A 17111-nucleotide genomic window follows, 5' to 3' on the forward strand; every position below is an offset into this window, starting at 1 on the left:
TGGTCATGGACGACGCAACTTTTCTCATTGCACGGCGTAAAAGCCTGTACTGGCGCATTCACTTCTGGGCCGCGCTGATCGCCTCGCCATTTGCGCTGGTGGCCACCCTGACGGGCATTTTGTATGTGTTTACGCCGCAGATCGAGGCACGGCTGTACCAGCGCCTTGACCATGTGGCGCCGCAAGCGTCCATGCTGCCGCTGGACGCCGCCGTGGCGGCAGCGGAGCGGGCGGCGCCGCGCGGCTGGGCAGTGCTGCACGTGGTGCCGCCGTTTCAACAGGACGATGCGGTGCAGGTGGCGTTCGCGCCGCCCGGCGGCGGCGTGGACGAGCATGCGGGCCATGGCGGACATGCCGCGCCGGCCATGCCCCCCAGGCCGAAGTTCGGCCTGCCCGCGCAAGCCATCATCGTGTATGTGCATCCCTATGACGCGCGCGTACTGGGCAGCCTGGCCAGCAGTGACCGCTTCGGCAACTGGGCGAAAAAGCTGCATTCGCGCCTGCTGCAAAACGATGGCTGGCGCTGGATGATCGAGCTGGCGGCCAGCTGGCTGATGGTGATGCTGGTGACGGGCGTGGTGCTGTGGTGGCCGCGTGGCGTCCAATCGGGCTTGCCGAAGCGGGGCGCGCGGGGGCGCAATGGCTGGCGCCAATGGCATGCCTTCCTGGGCGTGGCGCTCAGCATCGTCAGCGTCGTGATCCTGGCGACAGGCCTGACGTGGAGCCAGCAGGCGGGCGGGCGCATACGCGCGCTGCGTGACGTCAGCGGCCAGGCGCCGCCGCCCGTGCCGCGCGGCCTGCATTCGACCGAGGAGGGTGCTCCGCTCGACTGGCAGGCTGCCTGGCAGGTGGCGCGCAGTCATGCATCCGCCATCGCCGTGCAGCTGACGGCACCGGCCAGCCAGGACGATGTGTGGCGCGCCACCATGGCCGACCGCAGCCAGCCTACCTTGCGCTTCGACCTGCAATTCGATGCCTACAGCGGCAAGCCCCTGTATTACGCGGGATGGGAGGCGCAGACTGCGTTCGGCAAGGCCACCGCCATCGGGATCCCGTTTCATCGGGGCGAATTCGGCTGGTGGAACCAGGCCTTGTTGCTGCTGTTCGGCGCCAGCGTGCTGTTCTCGCTGGTATCGGGCTGGGTGATGTTTTTCAAGCGGCGCCTGCCAGGCTCGCTGGGTTTGCCCAAGCTGCTGCCAGGCGCCTGGACCTCGCCCTCGGCGCTGGCCTGGCTGGCGGCGGCGGGCATGTGCGCGCTGATGCCGTTGCTGCTCATTTCCGGCAGCTTGCTGTTGCTGCTGGAGCTGGGCCTGGCGCGGCGGCAGCGGCTTAGCCGCCGACGATGGGTTGGGCGATGATCCAGAGGCTGAGCAAGGTGTAGGTGATCATCAGGGCCAGCATCGGATACTGGCTGCGCAATGCGGCGCGGCGGCTGGCGTACAGGCGCAGCGCGCAGACGTGGGCCAGCCAGACGGCCGCCACGTGGCCGGCGATGATGGCGAACAGCGACACGTACCACACCACCTTGGCGTCGACGATGCCGAGACGGATGAAGTACAGCTTCGTGCCGAACAGGTCCCAGCCCAGCCCCAGCGGGTCCGATGCCAGCGGGATCAGGTACTGGCCCGCCATCGCCAGAAAAGACAGGTAGTGGGAGAAATGGTAGGCGATGGCGATGGGCACCAGGGTCAGGACGAAGTGGCCGGCCACGCGCAGCAGGGGCAGCGCCGGCTGGCCATCGCTGGCGCCGTAGCGGGCGATCATGGCGCAAAACAGCAGGAACACCAGCAGGAACAGGGCCGGCATCAGCAGCAGGGCGGCCGTGGTGATCCACGCCAGCGCGCCCGGCGCCACGGCGAGGACGGCGTCGACGATGTCGTACCACGCTTGTGTTTCCATCATGCCGTCGAAGCTGACGCAGGCCAGCATCAGGATCACCAGCACCAGGCAAGCGGGGCGCACGGGTTCTTTCGCCAGCAAGCCCGCCGCGTAGGGACGCACGTAGCAGGCGCCATCGCGGAAGGTGAGGGGCGCGAAGCGCGCCAGCAGGCCGAAGACGACGTGGAACACTTCCGCGTGGCGCAGCCAGGTGGCGCGGCCGAACAGCGTCATGCCTGCCCACGTGCAGGCGGAATACAGCAGCATGCTCCAGGCCAGGCTAGCCGGCTGTTCGCTGCCTTCCCAGTTCAGCTCCATCCAGATAAAAGCAAAAAACAGGGCCGCCGCCGGCCAGCTGTCGAGCCAGCGCGGCCAGGCCAGCGGCGCGCGCCAGCGGGAGCACAGCTGCTGCGCCACGCGCGCCACGCTGTCGAGCGGATTAACCAGCGCCCACAGGTCGCCCACCAGCGCCGAGACGTATGCCATGCCTACCCACCAGATGGCCCAGACCATGGCGGGGGCGATATTTTTGACGGGATTTTGCACGCCCACCAGCCCCGCCACGATCACCAGGACATACAGCGCCAGCACCAGCAGGCGCAGCGCGAAGGCGATGGCGTCCGCGCCAGGGACGCGCAGCAGGAGCAGGCGCGCGTAGTCGCCCTGGTAAGGCGTACCCGTGTCATCGCGGCGCCACAGGGCCAGGAAGGCAAACGACAGCGCCACAGTCAGCCCTGCGCCGAGCAAATATAGCCAGAGCGGCAGGGGCAGGTCGTAGCGCTGGCCAAAGCCGTGGGCGTGTGCCATGCATGGGGAGAAAAGCAGGGCGACTGACGCCAACAAGCGCCGCATCATCGCGGCAGCACTTCCAGGTACATCAGCGGTGCTTCGCGGTGATGCTTGTGCTGCTTGCCTTTGTGTTCCGCCTGCGCGCCGTAGCCGTGCGCGGAAACGGGGAAACGCCCTGGCACGCTGGCATCGATGCGCATGGCTTGCGTCTCGCCCGGCTTGACCGTCAGCAGCTGGTCGTAGCCGTGCAAGTGGATATTGACTATTTCGTCAGTAGTCCAATCGAGGGTGATGACGCTGTCTTGATGCACCCGTATCGTCGGCGGCTTTGGTGCGATTTTGCGCTGCGCGATGGCTAGCGCCACATGCTGTTCCTGTTGCTGCCGGTTTGCCGCCAGGCCGCCCTGCGCCTGGCTTTTCGCCGTTGCGCACAGCAGAAAAATGGCCAGGCCCAGGCTGGCAAGGGAAGGGCGGAATGGAGTTTTTTTCATCCTTAAATTTTAGGAAAGATTTCCAGCATTGGCCAGCTGAAAAAAAACATCAGTTTGAAAAAGTATCGCCGTAGAATGAGCGGCGCGGACCGGCGGCAAGCGCCGCCTGTCCGAGCTATCCAATGACACTCGAAAAAAGGCAGGGGAGACGATGAAGAATAAAAAGATGCTGTTTGCACTGGCAGTAGCGTACCTGGCCGCGCCGCCCGCGTCGGCCGAAATCCTGGCCATGGTCAATTACGAAAGCAAGTCGCCCGAATCATTGAAGTCGCTGAAAAGCCCTGTCGCTCCGCCGTCGCGCAAGGAAGGCATCGCCATCATCGACGTCGATCCCGAGTCGAAAAACTTTGGCAAGATCGTGCGCGACATTCCTCTGCCGCGGGACCTGGTGGCGCACCATATTTTCTACAACCACGACATGAGCAAGGCCTACATCACGGCGCTGGGCAAGGCGCAGCTGCGCGTGATGGACATGCGCCACAAGGATTTGCCCATCAAGGTGATCGAGGTACCGACCTGCCAGGTTGGGGAGGACATCGTTTTTTCGGATGACCACAAGCGCTGGTACCTGAGCTGCATGGGCTCGCAGGCGATGCTGGAAGGCGACGCCGTGCACGACAAGCCGGGGCGCACCGTCAAGCTGCCGGCGCCGTATCCGCATGGCCTGGCCGTCCACGATGGCATCGACCGCACCCTGCTGACCAGCACCATCCGCCCCACGGACCTGGGCGATGCGGGGGAAGTCATCAGCGTGGTGGAGACGAGCACGGGCAAGGTGCTGGGCACGCACAAGCTATCGAAGAAGCCGTCGCCGTCGGGCGAAGCGCCCGTGGAAGTGCTGTTCGTCCCGGGCAGCAATCCACCCGTCGCGTATGTCGCCAATATGTACGGCGGCACCGTATGGACGGCTACCTGGAACCCGATAACGAAGGATTTTGACACGGCCCAGGTGCATGACTTTGCCGAGCAAAAGGCGGGCGTGCCGCTGGAACTGTATTTCAACAAGGGCGCTACGCGGATGTACCTGACGACGGCCAAGCCGGGGCATTTGCATATCTTTGATTTGACGGGAGGCATCGGCAAGCCACGGCTGGTGAAATCGATTCCCGCCGCAGAAGGCGCGCACCATGTGGCATTTACAAGGGATGGCCGCTACGCCTTCGTGCAAAATGCGCTGCTCAATTTGCCGGGCATGAGCGATGGCAGCATCACTGTCATCGACATGAAAAAGGAAACGGTAGTGGGCAGTGTCGACACCTTGAAAAACAAGGGGCTCAATCCGAACAGCATCGTGCTGCTGCCGAAGTGGAATGACTTCATGGGGCATTGATAGACGCATTCCGCTAGAATGGAAAGGCGCGGCCAGGCTCGTTGCCAAGGGCCGCACCCTTGTACTGGTTGACGCATGTTATTCATCGACTTTCCCGCCTTGTCCGCACTGGCCGCCACGTCGGCGCTGGTGACAAAAAAATGCAGCTGCTGCGCCGTGCCGCTGGACGCCTGGCAGCGCCTGCCCACTTCGCTGGAGCTGGACCGCTTCGAAGAAATAGGCACCCTGCGCGAAGATCCGTACGAGGAACCGACGTTTGCCGAGTACCATCCCGATGGCACGCGCTACGACAGCGTCGATGCGCCCATCGCGCCGCGCTACTATCCCGCCAACCTGAGCCAGGTGGCGCGCTGCCTGAACTGCGGTCGCCACTATCTGCGCTACAACGAGGCGGGCGGCTATTTTACGGAACTGCGCATCCGCGCGCTGCGGCCGGCATTGCTGGCCGACGCCGCTCTCTAGCTGCTACAGGCTTTCCTTGACGTGTGCAATGCCGTGTTCATCGTAGATCGAGTATACGGCGGCGAGCAGGTTGTCCAGTTCCGGCGAGCGGTCCATATGCCGCATGCTGAACAGGATGGGCGAGAACGCATGCTTGTCGTCCAGCTTGCGGTAGACCACGTTCCTGTGATGCATGGCCTGCACGCTTTCCGGCACGATGGAAATGCCCTGGCCGGCCGCCACCAGTCCCATGGAAATCTGCAGCTCGCGCACTTCCGTGACGGGGCCGGGCGTGACATTGCCTACACTGAACATGCTCAGCACCTGGTCGGCAAAGCTGGGGCGGGGCGCTTTCGGATACACGAGCAGGGTTTCGTGCACCAGGTCGGTCAGGCGCAACCCGCCTTCCCCCTTGGCCAGCCGGTGCCCGGGCGGCAGGGCGACCACCAGTCGCTCCTCGCGCAGCAGGATGCGGCGGATGCTGGGGTCTTCGCTTTTCAATCGCCCAAAACCCACGTCGATGCGGCCTTCCTTCAGGGCCTTGAGCTGCTGCACCGTCGTCATTTCATGCAGCGTCACGTCGACCTCGGGATGGCGTTCGCAATAGCGGTGCACGATGTCGGGCAATTCGCCATACAGGGTCGAGGCGACGAAGCCGATCGACAGGGTGCGTTCCAACTTGCCCACGCGTTGCGTCATCGCCTGCAGGTCGCGCACCTGGTCGAGCAGGGGCCGTGCATGGGCGAGAAAAAACTCGCCCGCTTCCGTCAGCCGCAAGGGCCGCGAGCCTTTCTCGATCAGTGCCACGCCCAGCGTTTCTTCCAGTTGCTGCATCTGCCGGCTGAGAGGTGGCTGCGCGATGTGCAGGCGCGCGGCGGCCCGCGTGAAGTTCCTTTCCTCTGCGACCGCAACGAAGTAGCGCAAGTGGCGTAATTCCATCTTAATACCTTTCAGGTATAGGTTTGATACCAACTCGGTGTTGGACGCGGGGACATTCGGGGCATATCGTGTCACCACTCCACAGAATTATACGGAATAAATATGATTCAAAATATCGAGACCTATCTGGTCGATGTGCCAACCATCCGCCCGCACCGGATGTCCGTCGCCACCATGCATACGCAAACCCTGGTGCTGGTGCGGCTGCGCTGCGCCGACGGCATCACCGGCTGGGGCGAAGCGACCACCATCGGCGGCTTGAGCTACGGCGGCGAAAGCCCGGAAAGCATCAAGATGAATATCGATACCTATATCGCGCCCCTGCTGGTTGGCATGGAAGCGAGCGCAGTGGCCAAGGCCATGGCCAAGGTGCGCAAGGTCATCCAGGGCAACCGCTTCGCCAAGTGCGCGATCGAAACGGCGCTGCTCGATGCTCAGGCGCGCCGCCTGAATGTGCCGCTGTCGGAATTGCTGGGTGGCCGGGTGCGCGATGCGCTGCCCGTGGCCTGGGTGCTGGCCAGCGGCGACACCGCGCGCGATATCGCCGAAGGGGAAAAAATGCTGGACTTGCGCCGCCACCGCATCTTCAAGCTGAAGATCGGCTTGCGCGACGTGATGGATGACGTGGCCCACGTGCTGGAGATCAAGCGGGCGCTGGGTGAACGGGCCAGCGTGCGCGTTGATGTCAACCAGGCCTGGAGCGAGACGGACGCCGTGCGCGGCATCGCCGCGCTGGAAGCGGGCGGCATCGACCTGATCGAGCAGCCCGTCAAAGCGGGCAACCGCGCCGCGCTGGCGCGCCTGACGCAGCGCTTCGACGTGGCCATCATGGCCGACGAAGCCTTGCATGGTCCCGCCGATGCGCTGGCGCTGGCCCAGGCCGATGCGGCCGACGTGTATGCGGTGAAAATCACCCAGTCGGGCGGCTTGCTGCCGGCGCTGGAAGTGGCCACCGTGGCGCGCCTGGCTGGCGTGGGCCTGTACGGCGGCACCATGCTCGAAGGCGGCATCGGCACGGCCGCGACGGCCCACGTGTGCTCCACCTTTGCCGAACTGGCCTGGGGCACGGAACTGTTCGGCCCCCTGCTGCTGACGCAGGAAGTCTTGCGCGAGCCGCTCGTGTACCGCGACTTCATGCTGCAAGTACCGACGGGCCCTGGCCTGGGCGTCGAGATCGACATGGACAAGCTGCATGCCTTGCAGCGTCCATAAGCATCCACAAGGAGAAAGTAATGTTATTCCATGTACGCATGAACGTGAACCTGCCGTTGACGATGCCCGCCGAGCAGGCGGCGCAGCTGAAGCAGACGGAAAAGGAACTGGCCCAGCGCCTGCAGAACGAGGGCAAATGGCGCCACCTGTGGCGCATCGCGGGCCAGTACGCCAACATCAGCGTCTTCGACGTGGATAGCGTCGACGAGCTGCATAATTTGCTGACCTCGCTCCCGCTATTTCCCTACATGCAGATCGACGTGATGCCGCTGTGCCGCCATCCTTCGTCGGTGCGCGACGACGATTCCTGAGGAGACATGCAATGACGCATATAGGCAACGACACTGCCGGGAAAACGTGCGAGGTGGACGGTATTCGCATGCATTACCGCACGGATGGCGAGCGCGCCAAGCCCTGCCTGGTCCTGTCGAATTCCCTCGGCACGGACCTGTCCATGTGGCAGGTGCAGGCGGCCGCGCTGGCCGGCGACTTTTTTGTCGTGCGCTACGACACGCGCGGCCATGGCCAGTCCGCCACCGGCGCCGCGCCGTTCGGCATCGAGCGGCTGGGGCAGGACGTGGTGGCGCTGCTCGATCACCTCGATATCGCGCGCGCCGCCTTCTGCGGCATTTCCATGGGCGGCTTGACGGGGCAGTGGATGGGCATCCACCAGTCGCAGCGCCTGACGCAACTCGTGCTGGCGAATACGGCGGCGCGCATCGGCACGGCCGAAGCCTGGCTGGCGCGCGCGGAGCAAGTCCGGCGCGATGGCATGGGTGGCGTGGCCGATGGCGCCGGCGCACGCTGGTTCACGCCGCAGTTTCTCCAGCGCGCGCCGGACACGGTGGCGCACATGGTCGCCACCTTGCGCGGCCAGGATGCGGGCGGCTATGCGGCCTGCTGCGAGGCGCTGGCCCAGGCCGACTTGCGCGCCTGCGTGGGCACGATCACGGTACCGACCCTGGTGATCGCAGGCGAGCACGATCCCGTGACGACGCTGGACGACGGGCGCTGGCTGCAGCAGCAGGTGGCCGGCAGTCGCCTGGCGAGCGTGCCGGCGTCGCATATCTCGAATGTCGAGGCGGAGCAGGCATTCACGGCACAGCTGCGCGCCTTTCTATTGCCGTAGGCAGGGCAGGATTTCGCTTTGCCCCTGAGCACCGCCGCCGGCTGGTCCGGCATGCGGCAGGGGAAGCTTTTTTTAAAAATAACAAGAAGAAAAGCAGACTTGGAGTAGACGAATGGAAAACAGATTAATCATCATCGCTGCGGTCACGGTGGGCTATTTCGCCCTCATGTCGTACATTACCTATAGTGTGCGCAAGCATGCCAACAGCGCCGAAGGCATGACGGCGGGCGGGCGCAATTATCCCGCCTACCTGATCGGCGCGCTGCTGCTGTCCGAATTCATCGGCAGCTCGGTGAGCATCGGCACGGCGCAAAAAGGCTATGAGCTGGGTATTTCCGCTGCCTGGAACCTGGTGGCGCTGTCGCTGGGCTTCTTGCTGCTGGCCATCGTGCTGGTGAAAAAATACAAGGAAAGCGGGCAGTCGACGATTTCCGGCATCCTGGCGCAAACCTACGGCGAACCCGTGCGCTATGCGGCGTCGATACTCACCATCGTCGCACTGGGCATCGTTGCCGTGGCCCTGTACGCGAGCGGCGGCGCCGTGCTGGCGGCCGTGCTGCACATCAATAAAACGGTGGCCATTTTGCTGGTGGGCGCCATTACCGTGATCTATGTCAGCCTGGGCGGCATGCGCTCGGTGGTGTACACCAATTTCGCCCATTCCATCGTCAAATACCTGGGCGTGATCCTGGCGCTGGCGTATGCGCTGGAAGCAACAGGCGGCATCGGTGCGCTGCAGGCGCAATTGCCGGCCAAGATGTTCAACTGGGTCGAGATCGGCTGGGGCCAGATCATCGCCTGGATGATAGGCGGCATCGGCTCCATCTTCGCCACGCAATATGTGATCCAGGCCCTGGTCAGCACGGACAACCCGGCCGTGGCCAAGCGCGCCTGCTATTACGTGTCTTCGCTGATGATACCGTTCGGCCTGATGGCGGCCCTGATCGGCATGTGCAGCGCCGTGCTGTATCCGGGCATGAAGTCGATCGACGCCTTCCCGACCCTGATCGCCCACATGCCGGCGTTTTCCGCCAGCATCATGATCGTCGGCCTGGCCGGCGCCCTGTTCGGCGGCATTTCCGCCACCACCCTGGCATCGGCCACCCTGGCCATGAAGGATTTTTATGATCCCTGGTACAACAAGGCGAAGAATGACGCGAAATCACTGATGTTCCTGCGCATCGCCATCGTCGTGGCCGGCTTGCTGCCGCTGGTGCTGGCGCTGTATGCGGAAAAACTGCTGATGATCGCCTTCCTGGGCAAGGCCTTGCGCGCCACTCTGGCCGTGCTGGTGCTGATGGCCTTCTATGCGCCGAAATTCGGCACGCCGCGCGGCGCCTTTGTCGGTGTGATCGTGTCCGTGATTGCCACCATCGGCTGGTTCCTGGCGGGCAATCCGTACGGCGTGGACAGTTCCTACCTGGCGCTGGCCGGTCCGCTGCTGACCATGGGCATCAGCCACCTTTTCAAGCCGGCGCAAGCGTTGGCGAAGCCGGCATCGTCGTCGCGGCTCTAGGTCAGACCAGCCCTGTCATGTAATAGATGGCAATGACGAGGAACACGGCCACGGTCTTGATGACGGTGATGCCGAAAATGTCGCGGTAGGACTGGCGGTGCGTGAGGCCTGTGACGGCCAGCAGGGTGATCACGGCGCCATTGTGCGGCAGGGTGTCCATGCCGCCGCTGGCCATCGCCACCACGCGGTGCATGACTTCGAGCGGAATGTGGGCTTGTTGTGCGGCTTGAATGAAACTGTCCGACATGGCGGCCAGCGCGATGCTCATGCCGCCCGAGGCCGAGCCGGTAATGCCGGCCAGGGTTGTCACGGACACGGCCGCATTGACGAGGGGATCGGGCACGCTGCGCAAGGTGTTGCTAACGACAAGAAAACCGGGCAGCGCCGCGATGACGCCGCCGAAGCCATATTCGGACGCCGTATTCATGGCTGCCAGCAAGGCGCCGCCCACGGCCGCCTTGGTGCCTTCGGCAAAGGCGGCGCGGATGCGCCCGAAGGCCGTCACGCACACCAGCAAGATGCCCAGCAATAACGCGCCTTCCACGGCCCAGATACCCGTCACGGAGGCTATCGACGTAGCCACGGGCGCATGCAAGCCCGGCAGGGCCTCGGCGGTGAGCACGTAACTGTCGCCATACCAGTGGGGAATCAGCTTGGTCAGCGCAAAGTTGGCCACGCCCACCAGCACCAAAGGCGCCACCGACAGCAGCGGATGGGGCAGGTCGCCACCGCCGGTCTTGGCCTGTTCCGCTTCCACTCCATAACCTTCGCCCGTTGCCATGACGGAGCGGCGGCGCCATTCGAGGAAAGCCAGGCCCATGATCACCGTCAGCACGGCACCGATGGTGCCCAGCCATGGCGCGGCCCAGCCGGTCGTGTTGAAAAAGGTGGTGGGGATGATGTTCTGGATTTGTGGCGTGCCGGGCAGGGTATCCATGGTGAAGGAAAACGCGCCCAGGGCGATGGCGCCCGGCATCAGCCGCTTGGGGATATTGCTCTGGCGATACAGTTCGGCCGCGAACGGATACACGGCAAATACCACCACGAACAGCGACACGCCGCCGTAAGTCAGGGCCGCGCACACGGCAACGATGACGGCATTCGCGCGCGAACTGCCGATATAACGAATGGCGGCCACGACGATGGACTGGGAAAAGCCGGACAGTTCGATCAGCTTGCCGAACACGGCACCGAGCAAAAAGACGGGGAAATACAGCTTGATGAAGCCCACCATTTTTTCCATGAAGATGCCGCTGAAGACGGCCGGCACGGCAGACGGATCGGTAAGCAGCACGGCACCCAGTGCGGCGACAGGTGCAAACAGGATCACGCTGTAGCCGCGGTAGGCGGCCAGCATGAGGAAGGCCAGTGCGGCCAGAACTATCAGGAAAGACATCGGTCAGGCCCTTGCGCGAGAAGTGATCAGGATATTAATGATGTGATTAATATCATACTTCTCAGCAACACACCAACGCGCATGTCAAGGTGTAAGCAGTTGATGTAGGTGCAGGAAGGAAGAAAGGGTTAGTCGGGGTGAGAGGATTCGAACCTCCGGCCTCTGCGTCCCGAACGCAGCGCTCTACCAGGCTGAGCCACACCCCGCATAGTCGTATTACAGCAGATGGCGGGGCGGCTTTCAAGCGGCGGCATCAAGCTCTATTTCTTTTCCTGCTGCGCCTTTTTGATCTCCGCTTCGCTGACTTTTTTTGCCGGTGCATTTGTCGCCGGCGAAGTGGGCGCCTTGCGCGTTGCGTTGGCTTGCGCCATGACGGCGGCGCAGTCCGTGTCGGGGGCTTTGTCGACGTTGACCAGCGGCAGCAGGGCGGCCAGCGGCGTGACGATGGTAGCCAGGGCCACGGCGGCGCCGGCTTTCAGGGCCAGCGGGCCTTTTTGCGGGCCCACGTCCGGGTTCTTGAACGTGCCTTTCGCGTACAGCGGTGTGCGCAGGGTGATGATGCGGGCGCCCTTGGTGCGCGGGCGTACGTCGAGGTCCAGGGTTTCGTGGGCCAGGTTGACATTGCCCGTGACATTCACGACGGCCGTGTCCGTGTCGAGCACGAAGCGGCGCACGTCGGCCTGGCCATTCGTGACGGCGAAATCGCTGGCCATGCAGTTCAGGTGCACCTGCTTGTCGCCGAAGATTTTCACGAAGACGGCATTGGCCAGGTTCAGGCCGGCCAGTTCCAGCATGAACTGGCTGACGGAGCCTTCGCTGACGGTGGCCGCCAGCTCGCCATTTGCGCTGGCCAGCATGGCGGAAACGGAATTGCCGTGGCCCGTCAGTGCCGCGTCGCCATACACTTCGCCGAAGCTGGCTTGCATCGATTGCAGCTTGGGAAACAGTTCGCGAATTTTGAGGTGGCGCGCCGCCACCTTGGCTTGCGCGGCGATGGTCTTTTGACGGCCGTCGAGGGTGATATTCGAGGTGATGTCGCCACCGGCCATGCCGAAGTTGAGCGGCGTCAAACTCAGTACCTTGTCTTTCATGTGGATGTTGGCGACGACGTCGTTGAATGGAATGTCGTGCGTGCGTACCAGTTTCTTGCCGGTAAATTTCACGTCGGCATCGAGCGCATTCCATTTTGCAGTGTTGAATTGTTCCACGGGCAAGGCTTTATTCTCGGGCTGCACGGGCGCCTTGCCGCGCGCCTGTTTCTGCGCATTGCTGTCCGCGCCGATGGTGGGACCCAGGTCTTCCAGGCGCAGCTGCTGCGACGTTACTTCGCCGCGCAGCAAGGGACGCGGCTGGCGCGGCAAATACTGCAGCGTGCCGGCCAGGTCGCTCTGGCCCACCTTGCCCTTGAAATTCTGGTAAGTCCACGTCCAGGTGGCGCCGTCCTTCTTGCCCAGCAGTCGTCCCTTGGTGGCGTAGTCCGGCGTTTCCGGCAGCAGTACGCCCGTCAGCGGATACAGGTCGGCCATGCTGGCGCCCGCAAGGCTCAGCTGCAAGTCGATGCCGGACAGCGAGCGCGGGTCCGTCAGGGTGCCGGCGATGCTGGCCTTGTTCTTGCCCAGCACGGCGTGCGCCTGCACGGGATAGACCGTATTGTTGTCGGTCAGGGATAACACGGCACCCGCCTTGCCGCCGCCCGTCACGGGTGCCTTGCGGTAGCTGCCACCCAGGGTAAAGGCGATGCCGTATTTCTCCATGGGCGCGCTACCTGGCGCATCGCCCGGCGTGGCGTCGGGCGCCGTCGAGCTGACCTTGGCGTGCACGTCGAGGGCGATGCCTTCGTCCAGGTAGCGGATGGCGCCGTCGCCGAAGGCCATGCGCTGGATTTCCACCTCCCAAGGCGAAGGGCCGTTATCCTTCAAGGTCCAGCTATTGCTGCCATCGGCGCGCCGCTGCAGGGCGATCTGCGGCGCGTCCAGCGTCAAGTCCATCAGCACCACCTTGTGCCGCAATAGGGGCAGAGGATGGATGGACACGTCGACGCGCCTGGCGCTGGCCAGCTGCGAACCAGCCGTGGCCCAGTCGGGGTTGCTCATGCGCACGTCTTGGGCGCTGATGTGGGGGCGCGGCACATAGCGGCGCCAGCCCGGCTCCGTCTTCAATCCTCGCTTCCATTTGACTTGCAGGTCGCCGCCGATGACGAAGGTACGGCCCGTGCTTTCCGACACCTTCTCGTTGATGTAGGGGCGGGCGCGGTTCCAGTCGAAGGTCAGCACAAGGATGACGAGGAGGGCGATGAGGGCCAGAAGGGTGGCCAGGCTCCAGCCGAGGATTTTCAGGGGTGTCGAGCGTGTCATGGAAATGCCAGTCGCAGTGATTTTTTCATCAAGGTAGACCAATAGGCCATGGCGGTCGGTGCGCTGGGTTACGTAAGATAGGTTGCCAAGGCTTGTCGCTTGAAATGATTCAATAATTCGAGTATTATTGAATTATGGAAAATGAAAAGGCAATAGCTGGCCAGGCGACACCACTGACGAGTGCTTCCGCCATCGTGGCCTTGGCGGCGCTGGCACAGGAATCGCGGCTGGCCGTGTTCCGCCTGCTGGTGCAAGCGGGGCAGCAAGGCATGGCCGCCACGAAAATCGCCGAGGCGCTGGAGATTGCGCCATCGTCGCTGTCGTTTCACTTGAAGGAACTGGCGCATGCCAATCTGGTGACGGCGTGCAAGGCGGGCCGCTCCATCATCTACGCCGCCAACTATGCGGGCATGAACGGCTTGCTGGCCTTTTTGACCGAGAACTGCTGCGCTGGCGCGCCTTGCTGCGTCAGCGAACCACATTTACTGAAGGAAACGACGACATGACGATCACGATCTATCACAACACGGCGTGCGGCACCTCGCGCAACACCCTGGCCCTGATCCGCAACACGGGCGTCGAACCCGTCATCATCGATTACGTCAAGAACCCGCCATCGCGTGAAGAGTTGGTCGACCTGATCAAGCGTGCGGGCTTGTCCGTGCGCGCCGTCATGCGCGACAAGGGCGCCCTGTACGACGAGCTGGGCCTGGCCAATCCTGAACTGGGCGATGCGGCCCTGCTGGATGCCATGCAAGCCCATCCTGTTTTGATCAACCGCCCCATCGTCGTCACGGAACGGGGCGTGCGCCTGTGCCGACCGTCGGAAAAAGTGCTGGAGATCCTGCCGCTGCCGCAGCAAGGCGCGTTTGCCAAGGAAGATGGCCAGCCCGTGGTGGGCGCCGACGGCAAGCCGGTGGCTTGAGATGGACGATTTGCCCAATGAGTTACCCAACATCAGCGCTGCGCATCTGGACTTGCCCAGCCTGGATAAATTGACGCCGGTCACGGTTTCCACCCACGCGCCGCGCATCTTGCTGTTGTACGGTTCCTTGCGCGAGCGCTCGTACAGCAAGCTGCTGACCCTGGAAGCGGAACGCATCCTGCGCCATTTTGGCGCCGACACGCGCGTGTTCGACCCGCATGGCTTGCCCATGGTCGACAGTGTTTCGCCCGAGCATCCGAAAGTGCAGGAGCTGCGCGCGCTGTCGCTCTGGTCGGAAGGGCAAGTCTGGTGCAGTCCAGAGCGGCATGGCGCCGTCACGGGGGTCTTCAAATCGCAGATCGACTGGCTGCCGCTGGAATCGGGCAGCGTGCGGCCCACGCAGGGACGGACCCTTGCTGTGATGCAAGTATCGGGTGGTTCGCAATCGTTCAATGCCGTCAACGGCTTGCGCGTGCTGGGACGCTGGATGCGCATGGTCACCATTCCGAATCAGTCCTCGGTAGCCAAGGCGTATCAGGAATTCGACGATGCGGGCCGCATGAAGCCGTCGCCGTATTACGAGCGCCTGGTCGACGTGATGGAGGAATTGTACAAATTTACCTTGCTGGTGCGCGACCGCCGCGATTACCTGGGCAGCCGCTACAGCGAGCGGCTGGAAGCGGAGCCGGCCATCGTGCAGGCATTGGCGGGCGCGGCCATGGAGCATGAGCGGCAGTAATAAAAACGGCGCCAGTGGCGCCGATTTGTATTGCATAGAGTAAAACGCGATCAGTGATTGCGGTCGACGGCAAACGAGCACAGTTGCAGCATGGATTGCTTGTAGGCGCTGTCAGGCCAGCCGGCGATGGCATCGGCGGCGCGCTGGCCGGCGATTTCCGCCTGTTTGCGTGTGTAGTCGAGGGCGCCGCTACTGGTGATGGCGGCCAGGATGGCGTCGAAATGCTGTTCGTCGCCCTGCTCGATGCAGCTGCGTACCAGTTCGCGCTGTTCCGGCGTGCCGTTTTCCATCAGCCAGATCAGCGGCATGGTCGGTTTGCCTTCGCGCAAGTCGTCGCCCACGTTCTTGCCGATTTCGGTGGCGTCGCCTGCATAGTCGAGCACGTCGTCGATCAGCTGGAAGGCCGTGCCCAGCGAGCGGCCGTATTCGGCAGCCGCTTCGATATCGTCTTCGCTGGCGCCGGCGATCAAGGCGCCCAGTTGCGCCGACGCTTCGAACAGCTTGGCTGTCTTCGAGCGGATGACGTTCAGGTAGCTCTCTTGCGTCACGTCCGGATCGTGCATGTTCAGCAATTGCAGCACTTCGCCTTCGGCGATCACGTTGGTGGCGTCGGAGAGGATTTGCATGACGCGCATATTATTCAGCGATACCATCAACTGGAACGAGCGCGAATGCAGGAAATCGCCCACCAGCACCGAGGCGGCATTGCCGAACAGGGCGTTGGCCGTCTGGCGTCCGCGGCGCATCGACGATTCGTCGACGACGTCGTCGTGCAGCAGGGTGGCGGTATGGATGAATTCGACCACGGCAGCCAGTTCATGGTGCGCCGTGCCGCGATAGGCGTGGGCATTGGCCACCAGCAAGATCAGCACGGGACGGATGCGTTTGCCACCTGCGCTGATGATGTATTCAGCGATCTGGTTGATCAGGATCACATCGGAGTGCAGCTTTTGGCGGATCACCGTATTGACTGCGTCCATATCGGCGGCAATCGTTTGCACGATGGTGTTTTGGTTAACGTGTTTGTTAGCGTCAGACAAGGCGAACCTGCATTAGATTGTGGGTGCGGCGATTATACGACATGGCTTGCGCGAGCGTGATGTTTGCCTATGACTGTAGAGCAATTGTTTGATCTTGTTGGCACTGGCGCGCGTTTTTCTGTCCGCCTGGCGCAAGCCTGACATGGTGGCCAGGTTGTCGACATACCACGATCATCGGCCTTTGTGAATAGTTTTTGACGCAATTTCTCAGTCCGTGTATAATCGCTGGTTCCCCCTGTTGTGTACGGCTTGCTTTGCGTGGCAGTGGGACAAATTCTTTCAACATTTGATGAGGTTTCAAATCATGTACGCGGTCATAAAAACCGGTGGCAAACAATACAAAGTTGTCGCTGGCGAAAAACTTAAAGTAGAACAGATACCGGCAGACATTGGTTCCGAAATCACCATCGATCAAGTTCTCGCAGTAGGCGCGGGCGACACCATTAAATTTGGTGCGCCATTGGTCGAAGGTGCAACGGTACTGGTTACGGTTGTGGCGCATGGTCGCCATGATAAGGTCAAAATTTTCAAGATGCGTCGTCGTAAGCATTACCAAAAGCATCAAGGCCATCGCCAGAATTTTACCGAAATCCAAATCGTTTCGATCAACGGCTAATTGCCGCTGTTTGAATTAATCAGCTATCAAGGAGTCTTAAATGGCACATAAAAAAGGCGGCGGCACAACGCGAAACGGCCGTGATTCAGAATCAAAACGTCTGGGCGTTAAAGTCTACGGCGGCCAAGCTATCAATGCTGGCGGCATCATCATTCGTCAACGCGGCACGCCAGTGCGCGCCGGCGAAGGCGTAGGCATGGGCAAGGACCACACGTTGTTCGCGCTGATCGCGGGCAAAGTGAAGTTCGTTGTCAAAGGTGCCGGTTCGAAGCAATTCGTGACCGTTGTACCTAACGCAGCAGTACCAGCGTAATTC

At 62.6% G+C, this 17111-nt stretch carries 18 protein-coding genes and 1 tRNA gene; 12 read left to right on the plus strand and 7 right to left on the minus strand.

Features of this window, described 5'->3' with window-relative positions:
* Window positions 1-5 precede the first annotated feature (5 nt).
* Window positions 6-1358, plus strand: coding sequence for a PepSY-associated TM helix domain-containing protein (locus tag ACQ4WP_RS20185; RefSeq protein ID WP_436523733.1), 1353 nt, complete (start codon window positions 6-8; stop codon window positions 1356-1358).
* On the opposite strand, the gene ACQ4WP_RS20190 is transcribed toward ACQ4WP_RS20185, so the two are convergent.
* Both ACQ4WP_RS20190 and ACQ4WP_RS20195 read right to left on the minus strand, forming a co-directional pair.
* Window positions 1330-2685 carry a hypothetical protein gene (locus ACQ4WP_RS20190; protein WP_436523735.1) on the minus strand — a complete coding sequence of 452 codons (1356 nt, stop codon included), beginning with the start codon at window positions 2683-2685 and terminating at the stop codon, window positions 1330-1332. The genes ACQ4WP_RS20185 and ACQ4WP_RS20190 overlap by 29 nt on opposite strands.
* Before the next feature lie 44 nt (window positions 2686-2729).
* Window positions 2730-3158 carry a hypothetical protein gene (locus tag ACQ4WP_RS20195; protein WP_436523737.1) on the minus strand — a complete coding sequence of 143 codons (429 nt, stop codon included), beginning with the start codon at window positions 3156-3158 and terminating at the stop codon, window positions 2730-2732.
* Window positions 3159-3309: 151 nt separating this feature from the next.
* Here ACQ4WP_RS20195 and ACQ4WP_RS20200 point away from each other — a divergent pair, with 151 nt between their 5' ends.
* Together ACQ4WP_RS20200 and ACQ4WP_RS20205 are read left to right on the plus strand one after the other, a co-directional pair.
* Window positions 3310-4488 carry a YncE family protein gene (locus tag ACQ4WP_RS20200; protein ID WP_436523739.1) on the plus strand — a complete coding sequence of 393 codons (1179 nt, stop codon included), beginning with the start codon at window positions 3310-3312 and terminating at the stop codon, window positions 4486-4488.
* A gap of 75 nt (window positions 4489-4563) precedes the next feature.
* Window positions 4564-4950 carry a hypothetical protein gene (locus ACQ4WP_RS20205; protein ID WP_436523741.1) on the plus strand — a complete coding sequence of 129 codons (387 nt, stop codon included), beginning with the start codon at window positions 4564-4566 and terminating at the stop codon, window positions 4948-4950.
* 3 nt (window positions 4951-4953) lie between these two features.
* On the opposite strand, the gene ACQ4WP_RS20210 is transcribed toward ACQ4WP_RS20205, so the two are convergent.
* Entirely contained in the window at window positions 4954-5868 is a 915-nt protein-coding gene (locus tag ACQ4WP_RS20210; RefSeq protein WP_436523743.1) for a LysR family transcriptional regulator, read from the minus strand.
* Between the two features lie 102 nt (window positions 5869-5970).
* On the opposite strand from ACQ4WP_RS20210, the gene ACQ4WP_RS20215 reads away from it, so the two are divergent.
* The 4 genes from ACQ4WP_RS20215 to ACQ4WP_RS20230 all read left to right on the plus strand — a co-directional run bounded on the left by ACQ4WP_RS20215 (window position 5971) and on the right by ACQ4WP_RS20230 (window position 9725).
* Window positions 5971-7080, plus strand: a complete 1110-nt coding sequence (locus ACQ4WP_RS20215) for a muconate/chloromuconate family cycloisomerase (RefSeq protein WP_436523745.1) — start codon at window positions 5971-5973, stop codon at window positions 7078-7080.
* 20 nt (window positions 7081-7100) lie between these two features.
* Window positions 7101-7391 carry a muconolactone Delta-isomerase gene (gene catC, locus ACQ4WP_RS20220; protein WP_436523747.1) on the plus strand — a complete coding sequence of 97 codons (291 nt, stop codon included), beginning with the start codon at window positions 7101-7103 and terminating at the stop codon, window positions 7389-7391.
* An 11-nt stretch (window positions 7392-7402) separates the two neighbouring features.
* Window positions 7403-8209, plus strand: coding sequence for a 3-oxoadipate enol-lactonase (gene pcaD, locus ACQ4WP_RS20225; RefSeq protein ID WP_436523749.1), 807 nt, complete (start codon window positions 7403-7405; stop codon window positions 8207-8209).
* A 112-nt stretch (window positions 8210-8321) separates the two neighbouring features.
* Complete coding sequence (locus tag ACQ4WP_RS20230) at window positions 8322-9725, plus strand: sodium:solute symporter family protein (RefSeq protein WP_436523751.1); 1404 nt, start codon at window positions 8322-8324, stop codon at window positions 9723-9725.
* Window position 9726: 1 nt separating this feature from the next.
* Here the strand turns inward: ACQ4WP_RS20230 and ACQ4WP_RS20235 are convergent, their stop codons facing one another.
* From ACQ4WP_RS20235 to ACQ4WP_RS20245, 3 genes are all read right to left on the minus strand, one after another.
* Complete coding sequence (locus ACQ4WP_RS20235) at window positions 9727-11121, minus strand: GntP family permease (RefSeq protein WP_436523753.1); 1395 nt, start codon at window positions 11119-11121, stop codon at window positions 9727-9729.
* 132 nt (window positions 11122-11253) lie between these two features.
* Window positions 11254-11327: transfer RNA gene (locus ACQ4WP_RS20240), tRNA-Pro, on the minus strand.
* A 54-nt stretch (window positions 11328-11381) separates the two neighbouring features.
* Entirely contained in the window at window positions 11382-13475 is a 2094-nt protein-coding gene (locus ACQ4WP_RS20245; protein ID WP_436523755.1) for an AsmA family protein, read from the minus strand.
* A gap of 134 nt (window positions 13476-13609) precedes the next feature.
* Here ACQ4WP_RS20245 and ACQ4WP_RS20250 point away from each other — a divergent pair, with 134 nt between their 5' ends.
* The 3 genes from ACQ4WP_RS20250 to arsH are packed head-to-tail and all read left to right on the plus strand — an operon-like array spanning window position 13610 to window position 15139.
* Window positions 13610-13981, plus strand: a complete 372-nt coding sequence (locus ACQ4WP_RS20250; RefSeq protein WP_436523757.1) for an ArsR/SmtB family transcription factor — start codon at window positions 13610-13612, stop codon at window positions 13979-13981.
* Window positions 13978-14400 carry an arsenate reductase (glutaredoxin) gene (arsC, locus tag ACQ4WP_RS20255; protein WP_436523759.1) on the plus strand — a complete coding sequence of 141 codons (423 nt, stop codon included), beginning with the start codon at window positions 13978-13980 and terminating at the stop codon, window positions 14398-14400. Before ACQ4WP_RS20250 ends, arsC begins: the two co-directional genes overlap by 4 nt.
* 10 nt (window positions 14401-14410) lie before the next feature.
* A complete protein-coding gene (arsH, locus tag ACQ4WP_RS20260; RefSeq protein ID WP_436523795.1) occupies window positions 14411-15139 on the plus strand; it encodes an arsenical resistance protein ArsH in 729 nt (242 codons plus the stop codon).
* Window positions 15140-15189: 50 nt separating this feature from the next.
* Here the strand turns inward: arsH and ispB are convergent, their stop codons facing one another.
* Window positions 15190-16179 (minus strand): octaprenyl diphosphate synthase, encoded by a 990-nt coding sequence (ispB, locus tag ACQ4WP_RS20265; RefSeq protein ID WP_436523761.1) that lies wholly within the window; start codon window positions 16177-16179, stop codon window positions 15190-15192.
* A gap of 304 nt (window positions 16180-16483) precedes the next feature.
* Between ispB and rplU the strand changes: the two genes are divergently transcribed.
* Together rplU and rpmA are read left to right on the plus strand one after the other, a co-directional pair.
* Window positions 16484-16795 carry a 50S ribosomal protein L21 gene (gene rplU, locus ACQ4WP_RS20270; RefSeq protein WP_038500602.1) on the plus strand — a complete coding sequence of 104 codons (312 nt, stop codon included), beginning with the start codon at window positions 16484-16486 and terminating at the stop codon, window positions 16793-16795.
* Between the two features lie 40 nt (window positions 16796-16835).
* Window positions 16836-17108: a 50S ribosomal protein L27 gene (rpmA, locus tag ACQ4WP_RS20275; protein ID WP_010395157.1), complete on the plus strand. Its 273-nt coding sequence runs from the start codon at window positions 16836-16838 to the stop codon at window positions 17106-17108.
* The last annotated feature ends 3 nt before the right edge of the window (window positions 17109-17111 follow it).

The sequence above is a fragment of the Janthinobacterium lyxosi genome (assembly GCF_051380665.1).
In the GTDB taxonomy this organism is placed as follows: Bacteria; Pseudomonadota; Gammaproteobacteria; order Burkholderiales; family Burkholderiaceae_D; genus Janthinobacterium.

Excerpts from the sequence above, each read along its gene's own strand:
- ACQ4WP_RS20235 (WP_436523753.1), bottom strand. The coding sequence starts at position 11,121 with ATGTCTTTCCTGATAGTTCTGGCCGCACTGGCCTTCCTCATGCTGGCC.
- rpmA (WP_010395157.1), top strand. The coding sequence starts at position 16,836 with ATGGCACATAAAAAAGGCGGCGGCACAACGCGAAACGGCCGTGATTCA.
- ACQ4WP_RS20210 (WP_436523743.1), bottom strand. The coding sequence starts at position 5,868 with ATGGAATTACGCCACTTGCGCTACTTCGTTGCGGTCGCAGAGGAAAGG.
- ACQ4WP_RS20205 (WP_436523741.1), top strand. The coding sequence starts at position 4,564 with ATGTTATTCATCGACTTTCCCGCCTTGTCCGCACTGGCCGCCACGTCG.
- pcaD (WP_436523749.1), top strand. The coding sequence starts at position 7,403 with ATGACGCATATAGGCAACGACACTGCCGGGAAAACGTGCGAGGTGGAC.
- catC (WP_436523747.1), top strand. The coding sequence starts at position 7,101 with ATGTTATTCCATGTACGCATGAACGTGAACCTGCCGTTGACGATGCCC.
- rplU (WP_038500602.1), top strand. The coding sequence starts at position 16,484 with ATGTACGCGGTCATAAAAACCGGTGGCAAACAATACAAAGTTGTCGCT.
- ACQ4WP_RS20245 (WP_436523755.1), bottom strand. The coding sequence starts at position 13,475 with ATGACACGCTCGACACCCCTGAAAATCCTCGGCTGGAGCCTGGCCACC.
- ACQ4WP_RS20195 (WP_436523737.1), bottom strand. The coding sequence starts at position 3,158 with ATGAAAAAAACTCCATTCCGCCCTTCCCTTGCCAGCCTGGGCCTGGCC.
- ACQ4WP_RS20190 (WP_436523735.1), bottom strand. The coding sequence starts at position 2,685 with ATGGCACACGCCCACGGCTTTGGCCAGCGCTACGACCTGCCCCTGCCG.
- ACQ4WP_RS20230 (WP_436523751.1), top strand. The coding sequence starts at position 8,322 with ATGGAAAACAGATTAATCATCATCGCTGCGGTCACGGTGGGCTATTTC.
- ACQ4WP_RS20250 (WP_436523757.1), top strand. The coding sequence starts at position 13,610 with ATGGAAAATGAAAAGGCAATAGCTGGCCAGGCGACACCACTGACGAGT.
- ACQ4WP_RS20185 (WP_436523733.1), top strand. The coding sequence starts at position 6 with ATGGACGACGCAACTTTTCTCATTGCACGGCGTAAAAGCCTGTACTGG.
- ACQ4WP_RS20200 (WP_436523739.1), top strand. The coding sequence starts at position 3,310 with ATGAAGAATAAAAAGATGCTGTTTGCACTGGCAGTAGCGTACCTGGCC.
- ACQ4WP_RS20215 (WP_436523745.1), top strand. The coding sequence starts at position 5,971 with ATGATTCAAAATATCGAGACCTATCTGGTCGATGTGCCAACCATCCGC.
- arsC (WP_436523759.1), top strand. The coding sequence starts at position 13,978 with ATGACGATCACGATCTATCACAACACGGCGTGCGGCACCTCGCGCAAC.